General features: G+C 67.7%; 14 protein-coding genes. 7 read left to right on the forward strand and 7 right to left on the reverse strand.

From position 1 onward, the window contains the following. Window positions 1-284 precede the first annotated feature (284 nt). The 3 genes from D7W79_RS11780 to mutS form a co-directional block, all read right to left on the reverse strand. Window positions 285-779 (reverse strand): SMI1/KNR4 family protein, encoded by a 495-nt coding sequence (locus tag D7W79_RS11780; RefSeq protein ID WP_120525464.1) that lies wholly within the window; start codon window positions 777-779, stop codon window positions 285-287. Between the two features lie 4 nt (window positions 780-783). Beyond that, complete coding sequence (locus D7W79_RS11785; protein ID WP_244221716.1) at window positions 784-1,296, reverse strand: hypothetical protein; 513 nt, start codon at window positions 1,294-1,296, stop codon at window positions 784-786. 231 nt (window positions 1,297-1,527) lie between these two features. Beyond that, on the reverse strand, window positions 1,528-4,302 hold the full coding sequence (gene mutS, locus D7W79_RS11790) for a DNA mismatch repair protein MutS (RefSeq protein ID WP_120525465.1): 2,775 nt from the start codon (window positions 4,300-4,302) through the stop codon (window positions 1,528-1,530). Between the two features lie 151 nt (window positions 4,303-4,453). Between mutS and nhaA the strand changes: the two genes are divergently transcribed. From nhaA to D7W79_RS11810, 4 genes are all read left to right on the forward strand, one after another. Further along, entirely contained in the window at window positions 4,454-5,806 is a 1,353-nt protein-coding gene (gene nhaA / locus D7W79_RS11795; RefSeq protein WP_120525466.1) for a Na+/H+ antiporter NhaA, read from the forward strand. Then, complete coding sequence (locus tag D7W79_RS11800) at window positions 5,803-7,488, forward strand: ABC1 kinase family protein (protein WP_120525467.1); 1,686 nt, start codon at window positions 5,803-5,805, stop codon at window positions 7,486-7,488. Before nhaA ends, D7W79_RS11800 begins: the two co-directional genes overlap by 4 nt. 146 nt (window positions 7,489-7,634) lie before the next feature. Further along, the gene (locus tag D7W79_RS11805) at window positions 7,635-8,093 is read left to right on the forward strand and encodes a hypothetical protein (RefSeq protein WP_120525468.1); all 459 of its coding nucleotides are present in this window, start codon (window positions 7,635-7,637) and stop codon (window positions 8,091-8,093) included. Beyond that, window positions 8,090-9,604 (forward strand): TonB-dependent receptor, encoded by a 1,515-nt coding sequence (locus D7W79_RS11810; RefSeq protein WP_147441890.1) that lies wholly within the window; start codon window positions 8,090-8,092, stop codon window positions 9,602-9,604. The genes D7W79_RS11805 and D7W79_RS11810 overlap by 4 nt, the downstream gene beginning before the upstream one ends. Window positions 9,605-9,665: 61 nt before the next feature. Here the strand turns inward: D7W79_RS11810 and D7W79_RS11815 are convergent, their stop codons facing one another. The 3 genes from D7W79_RS11815 to D7W79_RS11825 form a co-directional block, all read right to left on the reverse strand. Beyond that, entirely contained in the window at window positions 9,666-10,535 is an 870-nt protein-coding gene (locus D7W79_RS11815) for an alpha/beta hydrolase family protein (protein ID WP_120525470.1), read from the reverse strand. Between the two features lie 67 nt (window positions 10,536-10,602). Continuing rightward, window positions 10,603-11,208 carry a ClpP family protease gene (locus tag D7W79_RS11820; RefSeq protein ID WP_120525471.1) on the reverse strand — a complete coding sequence of 202 codons (606 nt, stop codon included), beginning with the start codon at window positions 11,206-11,208 and terminating at the stop codon, window positions 10,603-10,605. A 360-nt stretch (window positions 11,209-11,568) separates the two neighbouring features. Continuing rightward, entirely contained in the window at window positions 11,569-13,413 is a 1,845-nt protein-coding gene (locus D7W79_RS11825; protein WP_208729701.1) for a CHAT domain-containing protein, read from the reverse strand. A gap of 33 nt (window positions 13,414-13,446) precedes the next feature. On the opposite strand from D7W79_RS11825, the gene D7W79_RS44500 reads away from it, so the two are divergent. From D7W79_RS44500 to D7W79_RS11835, 3 genes are all read left to right on the forward strand, one after another. Continuing rightward, entirely contained in the window at window positions 13,447-13,668 is a 222-nt protein-coding gene (locus D7W79_RS44500; RefSeq protein ID WP_208729702.1) for a hypothetical protein, read from the forward strand. Between the two features lie 548 nt (window positions 13,669-14,216). Beyond that, the gene (locus D7W79_RS11830) at window positions 14,217-15,338 is read left to right on the forward strand and encodes a serine hydrolase domain-containing protein (RefSeq protein WP_208729703.1); all 1,122 of its coding nucleotides are present in this window, start codon (window positions 14,217-14,219) and stop codon (window positions 15,336-15,338) included. 54 nt (window positions 15,339-15,392) lie between these two features. Further along, entirely contained in the window at window positions 15,393-15,797 is a 405-nt protein-coding gene (locus D7W79_RS11835; RefSeq protein WP_120525472.1) for a GFA family protein, read from the forward strand. Between the two features lie 7 nt (window positions 15,798-15,804). Here D7W79_RS11835 and D7W79_RS11840 read toward each other — a convergent pair whose 3' ends face one another. Beyond that, on the reverse strand, window positions 15,805-16,401 hold the full coding sequence (locus D7W79_RS11840) for a TetR/AcrR family transcriptional regulator (protein ID WP_120525473.1): 597 nt from the start codon (window positions 16,399-16,401) through the stop codon (window positions 15,805-15,807). Between the last annotated feature and the right edge of the window lie 32 nt (window positions 16,402-16,433).

The raw sequence follows: 16,433 nt of genomic DNA on the forward strand, positions 1-16,433 counted from the left end.
GGAGATGGGTATAAGAGACAGGAACATACGGCTCCGGCTCCCACGTCGTGTTCACCTGTGACACGCCAGACGACGAACCTGCATTCGAAATGGTGCTCATGCGCAGCCCTCCCCCGGGGCAAGCGGACGGAAGCACCGTTGTGGAAACAGCCCCCTGGCTTCCGTCCTGTTCTCATTATCGAACCAGGGCGGAAACAATTGCGTGCAGCCGCACCGTCCCTCAGGGCGAGCGCCGCGCCTGCGAAGAAACCCAGGTGCGGCGCGAGGTTGGCGCTGCGCCCTGGCTACTCCTCATCGCGAAGCCAGAACCACTGTTCGTTCGACCTCAGCGCGCCCTCCAGGAACTCCCCGAAAGAGCCCGAGATGCGGCGGCAGTAATACGGGTCCGGGAATGCCTCGCGGTAGCCGTCGATGATGGGATACCGGCCGTCGTGCTGCTCGCTCACATCCACGATGATGTAATTGCTGTCCCGGACCTCGCATGCCGCGTACCACGACGCGGGTCCAGCCTTGTCGGAGTCATCCTTGAGCATGACCACCCGCGCACGCCGGATCATCGCCAGCGGAAAGAAGCGGAATGCCGGGTCGATGACCCTCCCATACTCAGGGCTCCACTGGCCGAAGAGCTCCGCGCCGTCGCAATGCAGGTAGAACGCGCGCATGTCCGCGTCCAGGCGCCACCCCATGCGTTGCTCGAACGCATCGATCTGCTCGGGCGTCGCGGGAGGGTGCGCGTGGTGGAGGCGTGAAACCTCCTTGAGCAAGGCCGTCATCGTCATGCGGCTACTCTCCGTAGGGATAGCTGCCACCGGGACTCGTCCATGGGGGCTGGTTCGCGTAGCACTGGTTGTAGGGCGTCAGCAGGTCTTCGTGGAGGTCCTTGGGGAACGGGATGATGTTGTCCCAGTCGGTGGGGTTGCCTCCATGCTTGAGGTCGCGGATGTGGTGCCCCTGGTAGGGGTCCCCGTTGGCCTCGCGGGGCCACTCCCCGAACTTCTCTGACCATCGCTCCCGAAATCCCGTGCGGATGTTGTTCCACTTCCTCCGGGATGCTTCGGTCTGGGCGTTGCTCAAGGCCGGGTAGTTACAGCAGCAGTTCGCCATGCCGAACCGGCTCCCGGCCCGAACAGTGTTGCCCGCGAAGTCCATCTTCACGTCCGCGAGCCAGATGCAGCCTTGAAGTGCGTAGCCCTCCCCGGCGCACTTGTCTCGGCAGTAATTCATGATGTTGGGGCTGCACTGCCAGGGGCCGTAGAAGATGACGGTGCGGAACTGCCCGCCACCGGGCACGTTCACCTGGGGACCAACCCACTTCCGGATCCCCCCCCGTGGTGGTCATCGCTCCCTCGGCGCATGCCATGAGGAACGCGAGGGCCAGGACGGCAAGACACCGCCAGAAGGGCGTATTGTTCGTCATTGTCATGGGCGCGCACCCTACCGGGCCGCGGCCAGGCGCACGTCCTCATGTCCTGGAGGGCTCCCGCCGCGTGCTGCACAACGCGAAGCGGGGCCTCATGTGTGGACTCCTCAGGACGAGCCCAGCTCCTGCTTCAGCTTCGCCAGCAGGTTGAGCGCGTCCAGCGGGGTCATCCGGTCGATGCTCGCGGAGCGAAGCGTCTCCAGGACTTCCGCGTGCGCGGGAGGCACGGGCGGCGCGGCCACGGCGGCCGGAGCCGGCGCGCCTGCGAACAATCCCAGCTGCCCCGCGTTCGCGACCGCCGCGCGCTTCGGAGTTCGCACCGCCACGCGGGGACGGCCCGCGTCGTCCAGCTCACCGGACTCCAGGTTCTGCAGCAGCTCGCGGGCGCGCGACACCACCTCCGGCGGCAGGCCCGCGAGCTTCGCGACCTCGATGCCGTAGGAGCGGCTGGCCCCTCCGGGCACCAGCTTGCGCAGGAAGATGACCTTGCCGCCCTGCTCCTTCACCGCGATGCACAGGTTCTTCACCCGGGGCCGCTCGCGCGCCAGGTCCACCAGCTCGTGGTAGTGCGTGGCGAAGAGGGCCCGCGCGCCCACCTTGTCGTGGATGTGCTCCGCCACCGCCCACGCGATGGAGAGGCCGTCGAACGTGGACGTGCCACGGCCAATCTCATCCAGGATGACCAGGCTCTTCCTCGTGGCGTGATGGAGGATGTGGCTGGTCTCCGTCATCTCCACCATGAACGTGGACTGCCCGCGCGCCAGGTTGTCCGCCGCGCCCACGCGCGTGAAGATGCGGTCGCACAGGCCGATGCGCGCCGCCTTCGCCGGCACGAACGAGCCCGCCTGCGCCATCAGCGCCGTCAGCGCCACCTGCCGCATCACCGTGCTCTTGCCCGCCATGTTCGGGCCGGTGATGACCAGCAGCTGCGCGTCCTCCGGATCCAACCGCACGTCGTTGGGGACGAAGGACTCGCCCGAGCCCAGCATCCGCTCCACCACCGGGTGCCGGCCGCCGGTAATGGTCAGCCCCTCCCCTGCGTCCACCTGCGGCCGCGTGTAGCCGTACTCCGCCGCGCACCGCGCGAAGGACACCAGCGCGTCCGCCGTGGCCACCGCCTCCGCCGCCGAGCGGATGCCCGGCGCCGCGGCGATGACCTTCGTGCGCAGCTCCTCGAACAGCTGGAGCTCCAGCACCACGCGGCGCTCCTCCGCGGTGAGGACCTTCTCCTCGTACTCCTTCAGCTCCTCGGTGACGAAGCGCTCCGCGCCCACCGTGGTCTGCTTGCGGATGTAGTCCTTGGGCACCGCGTGGAGGTTCGCCTTCGTCACCTCCAGGTAGTAGCCAAACACCTTGTTGTAGCGGATCTTCAGCGAAGAGATGCCCGTGCGGTCCTTCTCCCGCTGCTCCAGCTTGAGCAGGTAGTCCTTGCCGGACGTGGACAGCGCCACCAGGTCGTCCAGCTCCGCGTGGAAGCCCGGCCGGATGAAGCCGCCCTCTCGGATGATCACCGGCGGCTCGTCCAGCACCGCGCGCATCAGCAGGTCCGCCAGCTCCGGCAGCGCGCCCAGCGGCCCGGAGAGCGACTTCAGGAGCGCCGAGTCACACCGCGCAAGCGCCGCGCCCAGCCTGGGCAGCTGCGACAGCGACAGCCCCAGCGCACGCAAGTCCCGCGCGTTGCCCGCGCCCAGCGACAGCCGGCCGCACAGCCGCTCCAGATCGCCCACCTCCTTGAGCGTGGCCACCAGCTCCTCGCGCCACACGCTCTTGCCGGACAGCTCCTCTACGGCATCCAGCCGCGCTTCGATCTCCGGCAGCGAGCACAGCGGCGCGGACAGCCAGCGCGCCAGCTTCCGCGCGCCCAGGCCCGTGGCCGTCCTGTCCAGCACGCCCAGGAGCGACCCCTTGCGCCCACCGTCGCGCAGGCTCTTGAGCACCTCCAGGTTGCCCCGCGAGGACTCGTCCATCACCAGGCAGCCCGCGCGCTCCTGGCGCGACAGCCGGTCCACGTGCGCCGCGGGCGTCTTCTGCGTGTCCTTGAGGTAGCGCAGCGCCGCCCCGGCCGCCCCGGTGGCCAGCGGCGAGCCGTCCAGCCCGAACGCGGACAGCGACTGCACGTTGAAGTGCGAGCGCAGGAAGGCCGCCGCGCGGGTGGGCTCGAAGGCCGCGCCCTCGCCCTCCGCCACGGCCGGCACGCGCGACAGCCGCTGGCACACCTGCACCACCTCCGGCGCCTCGCGCATGCCCGCGGGCACCAGCAATTCGCGCGGCTCCACGCGCGACAGGCCCTCCACCAGCTCCGACAGCCCCTGCGCCTCGAAGGTGTAGAACTCGCCGGTGGACGCCTCCAGCAGCGCCGCGCCGAAGCCCGCCTCGCCCCAGCACACGGCCGCGAGGAAGTTGCTGGCCTGCGGCTCCAGCACCTCGTCGTCCAGCACCATGCCGGGGGTGATGACCCGCGTGACTTCGCGCTGCACGATGCCCGGCCCCGCGCCCGGCTCCGTCACCTGCTCGCAGATGGCGACCTTGAGCCCGTGCTCCACCAGCTTCGCGATGTACCGGCGCGAGGAGTGGTACGGCACCCCGCACATGGGGATCTTGTCCGCGCCCTTGGCCCGGGCCGTGAGGGTGATCTGCAGGAGCTCCGAGGCCTTCACCGCGTCCTCGAAGAACATCTCGTAGAAGTCACCCAGCCGGAAGAAGAGCACCGTGTCCGGATGGAGCGCCTTCACCTCCAGGTACTGGCGCATCATCGGCGTCAGGGAGGCGATCTCCCGCGCTCCCGCGGGCGCCTCACCCGTTCCGACGTCCGGGGTCGTGTCCTCGTCGGGCAGCACCACGGCCGCCGCCTTGCCTGTCTTGGTCTGCTGCGTCACCGCCATCCCCGGCCTTCTCTCACGACCTTACCCCCGGATCAACGAACCGGATGCCCTACCTGCCGCGTATGCCTACCATCGGCGTCCGACATTTCGGCGGTCCCGTTTCCGAAAACGGTTTCCAGGCCCCCTGCCCCCCGGCAGGCTGCCCGCCGACATGGCGACCTCTCCAACAACGAACCGTCCTCCCGTCCCCGCCCTGTTCAAGGTGGCGCTCGCGCCCGTGCAGGCCTTCTTCCGGCTGGAGGCCAGCAGTGGCATCCTCCTGGCGCTCTGCGCGGTGGCCGCGCTCGCCTGGGCCAACTCCCCCTGGAGCGCCTCCTACGACGCCGTGTTCGACGCGCCCCTGCGCCTGGAGGTGGTGGGCCACGGCGGCCACTTCACCTTCCGCGAGCTCATCAACGACGGGCTGATGACGCTCTTCTTCTTCCTCGTGGGGATGGAGATCAAGCGCGAGCTGTCCGCGGGCGAGCTGCGCACCTTCTCCCGCGCCCTGCTGCCGCTCATCGCCGCGGTGGGCGGCATGGTGGTGCCCGCGGGGCTCTACTTCGCCTTCACCCACGGCACGCCCGCGCAGGGCGGCTGGGCCATCCCCATGGCCACGGACATCGCGTTCGCCATCGGTTGCCTCACGCTGGTGAAGGCGCGCGTGGGCCACGGCCTGGTCGTGTTCCTCACCGCGCTCGCCATCTTCGACGACATCGGCGGCATCCTCGTCATCGCGCTCTTCTACGGGACGGGCCTGCACGTGGAGTGGCTCGTGGTGGGCGCGGGCCTGGTCGCGGTGCTCTGGGGCCTCAACCGCTTCTACGTGCGCAACGGCCTCATCTACGCCGTCGTGGGCGTGGCGCTCTGGTACGCCATGCACCACGGCGGCATCCACGCGACGCTGTCCGGCGTGGTGCTGGGGCTGGCCATCCCCGCGCTCCCCAGCCGTCCGGGGCGCGAGGTGCTGGAGGAGCTGGCGGCGTACGTCCAGGGGCTCGTGTCCCAGCCGGACGACGAGAGCGCGCGGGGCGCGCAGCTGTTGCACATCGAGGAGGCGCTGGAGGACATCGAGCCACCGCTCAACCGCTTCGTGCACCTGTGGCACGGGTACGTGGCCTACGGCATCGTGCCCCTGTTCGCGCTGGCCAACTCCGGCGTGGACGTGTCCGGCATGTCGCCTTCGGACCTGCTCAAGCCCCTGCCCCTGGGCATCATCGTGGGCCTCTTCGTGGGCAAGCAGCTGGGCATCTTCCTGTTCACCTGGGCGGCGGTGAAGGCGGGCGTGTCCCCGCTGCCCGCGGGCGGCAGCCTCGCGCAGCTGCACGGGGTGGCGGTGGTGGCGGGCATCGGCTTCACCGTGGCCCTCTTCGTGGGCGGGCTGGCCTTCGCCGGACAGCCGGCCCTGCTGGCGGAGGCCAAGCTGGGCATCCTGACGGGCTCGCTCGTCTCCGCCGTCGTGGGCTACGTCCTCTTGCGCTACGTGGCCCGCCCGGCCCAGGCTGCCCTCCAGGCTCCGCCATGAACCTCCAGGACCTCAACCGCATCCGGCAGATCGCCCTCATCGCCGCCCGCCACGGCTTCGGCGAGGTGACCGAGCGCGCCGGAGTCTGGCGCCTGCTCGGCGGGCGCAAGGAGAAGGTGGAGGTCTCCGACGAGGCCCGCCGCGAGTCCACCGCGCGCCGCTTCCGCCTCTTCCTGGCGGAGCTGGGCCCCACGTTCATCAAGCTGGGTCAGGTGCTCTCCACCCGCGCGGACCTCCTGCCCGCGGAGTTCGTGGACGAACTGGCCACGCTCCAGGACAACGTGGAGGCCATCCCGCTGGAGGCCGTCCACGCGCAGATCCGCGACGCGCTGGGCAAGGAGGTGCAGGAGCTGTTCGCCCAGGTGGATCCGGAGCCGCTCGCGGCCGCGTCCATCGCCCAGGTGCACCGCGCGGTGACGCTGGAGGGCGAGGAGGTCGTCATCAAGGTGCAGCGCCCCGGCATCGCCCAGCGCATCGACGCGGACCTGGGCGTGCTGCGCTCGCTGGCGCGCCTGCTGGAAGCCGTGGTGGAGGAGACGGGCATCTACACGCCCTCCGGCATCGTGGACGAGTTCGACCGGGCCATCCACGAGGAGCTGGACTTCATCAACGAGGCCACCAACATCCGCGCGTTCCTGGAGAACCACAAGGACCGCCCGTACCTCAAGATTCCGCGCGTGCACGCGTCGCTCTCCAGCCGCACCGTGCTCACCATGGAGTTCATCCGCGGGGAGAAGATCAACCCCGCCGCGCTGGCGGAGCCGGACCGCAAGCAGATTGCCCAGCACATCCTGGAGGCCAGCTTCCGCCAGCTCTTCGACGACGGGCTCTTCCACGGAGACCCGCACCCCGGCAACGTGCTGCTGATGGAGGGCAACCGGCTGGCGCTGCTGGACTTCGGCGTGGTGGGCCGGCTCACCCGCCCCATGCAGGAGACGCTGGTGATGCTGTGCCTGGCGGTGGCGCTCAAGGACAGCGACTCCGTGGCGCGCATCCTCTACCGGGTGGGCGTGCCGGACGCGCGCGCCAACCTGATGGGCTTCCGCAACGACATCGAGTCCATCCTGGGCCAGCACCTGCCCACCACGCTGGGCCAGGTGGACGCGCGCACGCTCCTGCGCGACCTGCTGGACCTGGCGGTGAAGTACCGCATCCGCATCCCCAAGGAGTACGCGCTGCTCTCGCGCGCCTCCATCTCCACGGAGGGCATGCTGCGCGGGCTCTACCCGGAGCTGAACATCCTGGAGGTCGCGCTGCCGTACGCGAAGGAGCTGATGGCGGGCCGGTATGATCCCACCCAGCTCCAGGGCGGCCTGATGCGCACGCTGCTGCGCTTCCAGTCCATGGCGCAGGACCTGCCCACGCAGCTGTCGCAAATCCTGCTGGACCTGGAGACGGGCAAGTTCAGCGTCACGGTGCGCGCGGAGCAGTTCGACAAGCTCAACGAGAACCTGCGCAGCGTGGCCGTCATCGCCTTCCTGGGCCTGTGCGCGTGCGGCTTCATCGTGGGCGCCTTCATCGCGTTCGCGCCCCGGCCGCCCATGTACGGGAACACGCCGGTGCTGGGCATCGTCGGCATCGCGCTGGCGGCGGCCCTCTTCGGCGCGGTGCTCACCTGGTACCTGTTCGGCGGCCGGTTCGGGAAGGTCAGCGTCGCCCGCTTCCTCAAGAAGCGCCGGTAGTCGGGTATGACATCGGCCCACCCGTCGAGGGGGCAGGCGGCCACAGGGTGCGCGTGTCACGCGGTGCGAACGGATCCGTTGAGGGGTGCACAGTCATGCGCGGGCCGGGTAGTCTGCGGGGCTTGTCGTTCCCCCCTCTTGCCCCCGTGCTCGACTTGTTCGCGAACCCATCCGCCGCCCGTCGTCCGTACCGCGCCCCGCTGGCCACGCTGTTCGCGGCCGCGCTCCTCGCCACCACCGCCGGCTGTGCTGGCGGGCTTGATGAACCCGAGCGCTTCACCGGGGGCAGCTCCTGCGCTCCCGGCACCACCGCCTCGAGCATCCTCCAGGCGCAGTGCTTCTCGTGCCACTCCACGGAGACCAAGGCCACGGGCGCGAACCTGGACCTGCAGGCGGCCGGCCTCCCCGGCCGGCTCTACACCACCAACGCGCAGTGCACCTCGAAGCCGCTGGCGGACAGCGCCAACCCGTCCCAGTCCTTCTTCCTGAAGAAGCTCACCCCGTCGCCGGGCTGCGGCGCGCAGATGCCACAGGGCGGGTCGCTGAACGCCGCGGACACCGCGTGCCTCACCGACTGGCTCGTCGCCGGAAAGCCGAGCCCGTGATGACCCGCACCCGTCATGTCACCGCCGCCGCCTTGCTGGGCGCGGCCCTCCTGCTCGTTCCCGCCGCGGACGCCGCGCCGAAGAAGGCGTCCGCCCGCACGGCGCAATCCGCGACGAAGAAGTCCAGGGCCGCGAAGGTGACGGAGGCGCGCCGCGTGGCGGTGCTCGCCTCCGGTCCGCACGCGGACGCCGCGCGCGACGTGCTGGAGGCGGAGGTGGCCCGCCGTCCGGCCCGCTACGAAGTCGTGCCCGAGTCCGCGGTGCGCTCCGCCGCCTCGCGCCTGGGCGTGGACCCCAAGCAGCCCGCCGGCGCCGCCGCCGTGGCCAGCGAGCTGGGCCTGAGCGCGGTGCTGGTGGCGGACACGGCCACCGTGGGCAAGAAGCAGCAGGTGCGCATCACCGTGCGCAACGGCCGGGACGGCAAGGCGCTGGCCTCCCCCGCCGCCGCGAAGCCCGCCACGGCGAAGCTGGTGCCCGTCGCGGTGAAGCGCCAGTGGACGGCGCTGGAGCGCGGCCTGCAGAAGTCCCGCGCGCCGGAGGCCGCCCCGGTGGCCCCCGCGCAGCCTCCTACGCCGGTGGAGCCGGAGCCGGTGAAGCCCGCCACGCCCATCGCGGAGACGCCGCCGCCGGCCAAGGCTCCGGAGCCCAAGACGCCGGATGCGGAGCCCATCCGCAAGCCGGTGGCCGCGACTCCCAAGAAGGAGGACAAGGCGCCGGAGAAGCACGACGACGCGGTCTCCACGCAGCAGGAGTCGCGCTCCGCGCCGCTCGTGGAGGGCGCGCTGGGCCTGAAGCTCTTCGGCCGGTCGCTGCGCTACAAGGACGACGTGTTCGGCGTGCTGCGGCCGTACACGCTGGGCAAGGACGTGGCCGGCCTCGCGCTGCCGGGCGCGCCCCAGTTCTCGGGCGACGTGACGGTGTATCCGCTCGCGCCCTTCCAGAAGGGAGCCCTGGCGCGGCTGGGCCTCACCGGCTCGATTGATCAATCCTTCGGCCTGAAGTCCACGGGCTCCACGGGCGCGGTCTCCTACCCCACCACGGCGCGCGAGTGGACGGCGGGCCTGCGCTACGTGATGCCCTTCGGCCAGGCCCAGCGCTACGGCTTCGAAGTCACCGGCACGTACGGAATGAACACGTTCCGCATCGACGCGGTGGACGGCGAGCGGCCGTTGGACCTGCCCAACGTGGAGTACAAGACGGCGGGCCTGGGGCTGGGCCTGCGGGCGGCGCTGTCGGAGAAGTTCGACTTCAACTTCCGCCTGGGCTACCAGCACCCGCTGGACTCCGGAGAGCTGTCCTCGGACGAGTGGTTCCCGCGCATGTCCGCGGGCGCCGTCACGGGCAGCGCGACGCTGGCGTACCGGCTCAACCGCATCCTGGACGTGCGGCTGAAGGCGGACCTGCGCCGCTACTTCTTCAAGTTCAACCCGGAGCCGGGCGACCCCTACGTCGCCGGTGGCGCGGTGGACCAGTACCCCGGTCTGTCACTCCAGGTGGGCTTCCGCTACTGAGCCGCTGCTGAAGCCTCCGCCGGTCCGTGTCGCGCGACGGACCGGCGGGACGCTCAAGCCCTCAGCCGCGCTCCGGGGCGTGGCGGCGGAGCCAGTCAATCACCGTGGGCCAGAGCGTGGCGGCATGGTGCTCGCGGAAGAAGCCCAGGTGGCAGATGCCCTGGCCGGCGCTGTCTGCGGGGGAGAACTGCTGGCGCGCCACGGTGCAGCCGGTGAGGTGCTCGCAGACCAGGTCGATGGCCTCGGGCGGCGCCCAGGGGTCGTCATCCAGGCCGATGGACAGCACCGGCATGTGGGGCCGGCGCAAGCGGGCCTCGGCGTCCACGTGCGGGTCGTCGAAGTAGAAGCGGGGCATCGACGCCCAGCGGCTCCACTCCAGCGTCGCCTGCGCGGGCACGTCCTCGCCCATCCCCAGCCGCGCATAGGGCATGTAGCCCAGGAACCGTGCGCACAGCGGCCCGATGAACTTCAGGTACATCGCGACCAGCATCCGCTCCCGCAAGGAACGGATGAACCGCAGGCTCCCGGCCTGGGTCGCCACCATCACCGCCGCGGTGAGGCGCTGGCTGCTCGCGCTCAACCCGATGGCGTGGCCCCCGAAGCTGTGCCCCACGGCGAGCAGCGGCAGCCCCGGGAAGTGCTCCGCCGCCCAGCGCGTCACGGCGTCCACGTCCTGGTCGGCCCAGGTGAGGAAGCCGGCACGCGTCCGCTTCGCCACGCCCGACGGGTGCACGCCCCGGTAGTTGTAGGTCACCACGGCGAAGCCGTCGTCCGTCAGCCGCGCGGCGAACGCGAAGTACATGCTCGCGGACATGGCGGTGGCCGGATGCATCAGCACCACGCCGCGGACCGGGCCCTCCGGGCTGTGCAGCGTGGCATGCAGCTCGAAGCCATCGGCGCAACGAATCGGGTGCGGCGTTGTTCGGGCCATGGTCGTCGCGGGTTGCTTAGGCTGGGAAAACATCCGGGGCAAGTTGGAAAAACCACGCCCTCCGGCGTCAGGCCTCCCGCCGTTCCATGAGCTGATCCACCAGGCCATAGCGCACGGCCTCCTCAGCGTTCAGGATCCGCTCCGCTTCGCAATCCTGCCGCACCTGCTCCACAGGCTGACCGGTGGCGCGCGTCAGGCGCGTGATGAAGTCGCGGTGCATCCGGTCGATGATGGGCGCGGCCTCGGGCTTCGTGTTCATGCCGCCAACCGTGGGGGTGAGCATGAAGTGGCTCTCCTTCATGGCGAACCGCTGGCCCTTCGCGCCCAGCGCCAGGAGAAGCGCTGCCGTCCCGGAGCACTCGCCGATGCAGACGGTGGCGACCGCCGGCTTCACGTACTCCACCGTGTCGCAGATGGCGAACGTCGCCGGCACCGAGCCGCCGGGTGAGTTGATGAAGAGGCGGATCTCTTGCGTGGGACTCTCATTCTCGAGGAAGAACAGCTGCGCGACGGCGATATTGGCCACCTCGTCATCGATGGGCGTCCCGATCATGACGATCCGGTCCCTGAGCAATCGTTCATATATCGCTTGCGACGTGGAAGCGGCCCCGCGTGGCTCAGGCTCGCGTGCGTCCTGCGCGCCGGTCTTCCGGAAGGGGTTCCACCAGGGCATTGCGTTCTCCGGGCCGTGAGCGCCGCGCCGCAGCCTATCAGCCGGAGGACGCGGCCATGCGGTGCCCCCCCCTGCCCCTGCAACCATTTCGAACACTCCGGGTTGAAGGTCGCGGAGGTGTTCATGAACGCAATGATGAGGGCAGTCAGCGGTGCGGCGGTGGTTTCCCTGTTGTGGGCCTGTGGGGGCGCCAGTGCTCCTGCGCCAGAGGCGGAGGTGTCGCCCGCCGTCACGTCCCAGGGGCTGGCGCCGGACGAGAGCGCCGCGTGGAGCCCCCGGTAAGCGTGATGGTGACATCCCGCGCGCCGGCGACGGGCGTGGTGAGCATGGGAGTCGACCAGCCATCAAAACACAGTCACGCTAAGGTCCTCCCATAAGCTCCACACAAGCAAGATCCTGCCAAGGTTCAAAACCGATTTCCTCGCAGGCCTCGCTTGCTTTTGAAAAAGCATCAACCATCGACACCCCCTGCGCAAGCTCAAGAGCCAATAGCCGAAAAAAACTGGCTGAAAAGCGAGCATTAAGCCGAAAACGAGCACCAACACAATACCGAGCGCCGGCCCGGATGAATGACGCAGCGGCGCCAACAGGGAAGTCGCCTGATGCCGTGCGATATACTCCAGACTCGCAGGCTGAAAGGATTACAACGGGCGCAGCAACCTGCTCAGGGATTACACTGTCTACCATCTCGCCCCCTCCAGACAAATACAACACAAGCTGTCCCTCGGCGAAGCCCGTCCCCGCACTTCCGTGGCATGAAATGAGGACTGTCGACTTGGAGAGCAGCGCCTGCTTAACGTCTCCCCCTGAGCAAGGAACGACGCAAAGGCCATGCTTACCGTAGGCGTCAGCAAATTGTCGAGCCTCGTCGCCAAGGTCGATGACATCAGGAGGTATGCCTGTACTGCCATATCCAAGAGCAATGCAACCTAATGGCTCCTGGGAATTAACCATGGTCGTTCGAAGCAGCATGCCGAACTCGACTCCACAGCGAAGTTGAGACCAAGGGATGCCGACGTGTCTCAGAACTGCCCTCCATGGCACACTGTGAAGCTCTGCATACGGCATCAAAGCTCGAACAATCCGACTTCCGACAGAGGCAGTCAGCGCCCTTGCAATTTCGATTATCTGTCGAGGCAAGGCGCGCTCTCCTACGCGCTCCTGCAGACGAATTGGAATCAGCCCAAGCTGCTCAATAAACTGCTCGCGCTGTGCGAAATCTGAACCCACAGGAGTTGAATGAGTGTTGACGCCCGTGACCCCAACAACAAACACAACAAGATCCGGAGGAAGCGCGGCGAAAACAACGAAAACTTCATTTTTCGAAAGCAAGGCTTGGGCCTGCTCCAGAATCTCAGTTGAAACCGCCTTCCCATCCGGCGAGAAAGGATTGGCAGCAACCACCCCGTCGAAAATCCCTCGGTCAACCTCGACACTGTGCGCAAGGGCGCGTCCAGCCTCGAAAGCCGTTAAGGCCTCCTCCACGCGACCTGCATCAAGAAGCAATCGAGCCAGCATGCGAAAATGGTCGTGCATCTCTGCTGTGATCGTCGCGAAATCGCCAGCCAATAGCGGCTGTTTAAGCCGAGCGAGCCAAAGATACGCACCCGAAATGAGGATGCCGATTATTTCACCAGACCTCCAGCCTGCACCTCCGAGCAATCGAGCCTTCAGTGTCCGAGCCCTCGCGGGATTAAGGTCGTGGCTCTCAAGTCTTGGCTCAATGGCGAACGCCATCTCGAGCGCTCTCAATCCGCCGCGAAAGTCGCCCTTGCTTCCTGCAAGCTTTGCGCAAATGCAGAATCTCAAGTAGGCGGTGCCATAACGCTCTTCCCGAAGCGCATAATTCGCGGATTCTATTAACGACGCATAAGTGTCCTCCCACTCACGTAGTGAATCTCCCAATTGAGCATCTGCTGCTTGAATCCGCCGAATCTGGTCAGAATGACCAGAGCTTGTCGCAATCTCCAGCGCCTCTTGCAGCGCCAGCTTGGCATCTATCATCAGGCCAACGGTCTTCAGCGCTAATGCATAGTTTGTTAGCGACTCAGCGCGGCCAACAGGATTGCGGTCTCGGTGACGAAAGTAAATGTCTCTCGCGGCACGAAGTGTTTCAATGGCGCCCTCAAAATTCCCTGCCTGAATAAGGGCGCCGCCCCATGAATTGAGGGCATGTGCCAGCTCAATTTCAATCTCTGAGGCCAAGTCGGGATATCTAGCTATTAGACCGCTTGCTACATGGCCGATCCTACTGAATCCAGGCAACGCTTCAGAATACCGACCTTGACTGGCTATAGATTCGAAGAGGTTTCTATGGAACTGCACAATGGATGGTGGGTATGGGCAGCCAAGGGCATCTATGTCCTTAAGTACTTTGGTGAGTTCCGCCTCAGCATCCAAAAATCGATCCAGCCGAAACAGTGCAAATCCAAGATTTCCACGAGCCAGCGTAAAGCATGAGGAGGATAACGGCTCCTTGGAAAAAATAGAGACTGCTTCGGCGAGCCTCCCATCGCAAAGAGCCGTGATTCCGCTAGCATAATTATCCGTAAGCTGATGACTTGAAATGCTCATATCCAAATCCCTATGGCTCCCTTCCGAATCGACATGTCGCCCCGGAGAGACTTCGCCAATCCAGATCTTAATTCATGACGTAGTCGCCTTGACGCGATTTGGCAGCCGGTCAATGTACGTGTGTGCTTTGCTCGCATAGGCGTTGTCCATGCAGTTGTGTCCCCGTTATCAGCACCACGTCCCGGACCGGGCCCTCCGGGCTTTGCGGCCTGGAATGTAGCTCGAAGCCATCCGCGCAGGGGACGCGGTGCGGAGTCGTGCGTGCCGTGGGCCTCATGGATGAAGTCGCATGAAAACCTATCGGCTAACATGTAAGTCCGGGGCGGGCGAGAGCGCGGGGCCGAGCGACGGACCCGCTCAGGGGTGGATGCGGAGGCGCGGAGCCGCCCCGCAACCATCCGGAAGACTCCGGGTTGAAGCGGGCGGAGGTCTTCATGAAGACACTTGCGGCAACGATCAGCGGCGTGGGGATGTGTTTCCTGTTGTGGGCCTGTGGTGGTGCCAGTGCTCCTGCGCCAGAGGCGGAGGTGTCGCCCGCCGTCACGTCCCAGGGGCTGGACGCGGGCACCGCGTGGAACGCGGTGGGCGCGATGGTGACGTCCCGCGCGGCGGCGGCTGGCGTGACGAGCATGGGACTGGCCATCTACGACGCCCAGGACCGCAAGGTGTACGAGCAGATGGTCGGTGACTTCACGCCGGACACCCGCGTGGCGATCGCTTCGTCGTCGAAGATGGTGTCGGGCACCGTCCTCTTCGACGTCATCCGTCAGGGCCTGCTGTCGCTGGACTCCACCACGGGCCAGGTCCTGGGGTGGACGGGCGACAAGGCGAACATCACGCTGCGCCACCTGCTGTCCTTCACCTCCGGCATGGAGCCGTCGAACCCCTGCACCACGCGGGTGGGCATCACGCTGGCGGAGTGCGTGGCGCAGATCGCCACCGTGCCGCTGAAGGCGCCCCCGGGCACGCGCTTCGACTACGGCAGCACGCACCTCCAGGTGGCGGCGCGCATGGCGGAGGTCGTCACGGGCAAGACGTGGAACACGCTCTTCGCGCAGACGCTGGCCACGCCGCTAGGCCTGCCGTCCGGGGTGACCTACTACACGGCGCCGACGCAGCAGCTGGGCACCACCAACCCGCTCGTCGCGGGAGGGCTGCGCGCGTCGATGAACGAGTACGCGAAGCTGCTGGCGCTCGTGTACCACCGGGGCCGCTACGCGGGGCTGGAGAAGGGCACGCTGGCGCTCTTCGCGCTCCAGACGCGTGAGCCCTACCCGTCCGTCGTGGTGGGCAACTCGCCCTACCAGGAGCTGGGCTATCCGTACCGCTATGGGCTCACCGCGTGGCTGGAGTGCACGACGCCCGCCACGGGGTGCGACAGCATCAGCTCGCCGGGCGCGTTCGGCTGGACGCCGTGGCTGGACCGGAACGCGAACTACTACGCCATCCTGGGCATGCAGCTGGCGGGCAGTGACACCACCGGCGGCGTGGTGGCGTTCTCGGTGGACCTGGAGAACGACCTGAAGCCGTTGATCAACACAGCGCTCGGGAACTGAACGACAGGGCTTGCCTTGGGTGGCACGCTGCCCTCCCCTTCCAGGAGGACTGCCGTGTCCCAGCGTCGAGCGTCGTGCACCTGCGGTCAGCTGCGTGTGGAGTGCAAGGGAGACCCCGTCCGGGTCTCCATGTGCCACTGCTTCGCCTGTCAGCAGCGGACCGGCAGCGTGTACGGCGTGCAGGCCCGCTTCCGGCGCGCGGACATCACCGCCATCGAGGGACGCTCCACGAAGTTCATCCGCAAGGGCGACGAGAGCGGCAACTCCACCACCTTCCACTTCTGTCCGGAGTGCGGCTCGACGGTCTACTACGAATCCCCGAACGACCCGGACCTCGTGGCCATCACCGTGGGCACCCTCATGGACCCGTCCTTCCCCGCGCCGTCCATCTCCGTCTACGAAGAGCGGAGCCACGCCTGGGCCGTGCCCCGGGGCATCCCCCTGGAACACATGGACTGAGCACCGCTCACTTCGCCGGGGCCCGCGCCTCCAACAGCCCCCGCACGAACGCCGCGACCGGGCCGGCCAGCTCCGAGAGCCGGTCCACGCGGTCCTCCTCCACCGCTTCCAGGATGAGCTCGTTGATGCCGCCGACGAGCGCCATGGCCAGCGCGGGCGACAGCGTGTCCCCGGTGCCCGCCGCCTCGAACTCCCGCCGCATCAGCTCCGCGAAGCTGCGCATCACCTGGCGGCGCAGCTCGAAGCCCTTCGGGCCCACGTGCAATATCTCCACGAGCAGCGTCCGCACGAGCCCCGGCCGGCTCTGGAGGCTCGCGAGGTAGACCGCCGCGCCGATGCTGGCCCGCATCTCTCCGGGAGGCGCGTGCTGGATGGCCGCCTGGATCTCCGCCAGGAGCCGCGCGCTCTGCGCTTCGTAGAGCGCCAGCAGGCACGCGTCCTTGTCCTCGAAGTGCTCGTAGAACGTGCGCTTCGACACGCGAGCGTGCCGCACGATGTCCGCGATCGTCAGCCGGGCGTAGCCCACCTCGAGGATGGCCTTCGCCAGGCCCGCGACAAGCCGCTCCCGGGGCGCTTCGCCTGCCTGTTCGGTCGGGGACGTCATGCGGCTCCCGCTGCTGGTACTTGACCGTACCA

Origin of the sequence: Corallococcus exercitus (genome assembly GCF_003611585.1) — a bacterium.
GTDB lineage: Bacteria > Myxococcota > Myxococcia > Myxococcales > Myxococcaceae > Corallococcus > Corallococcus exercitus.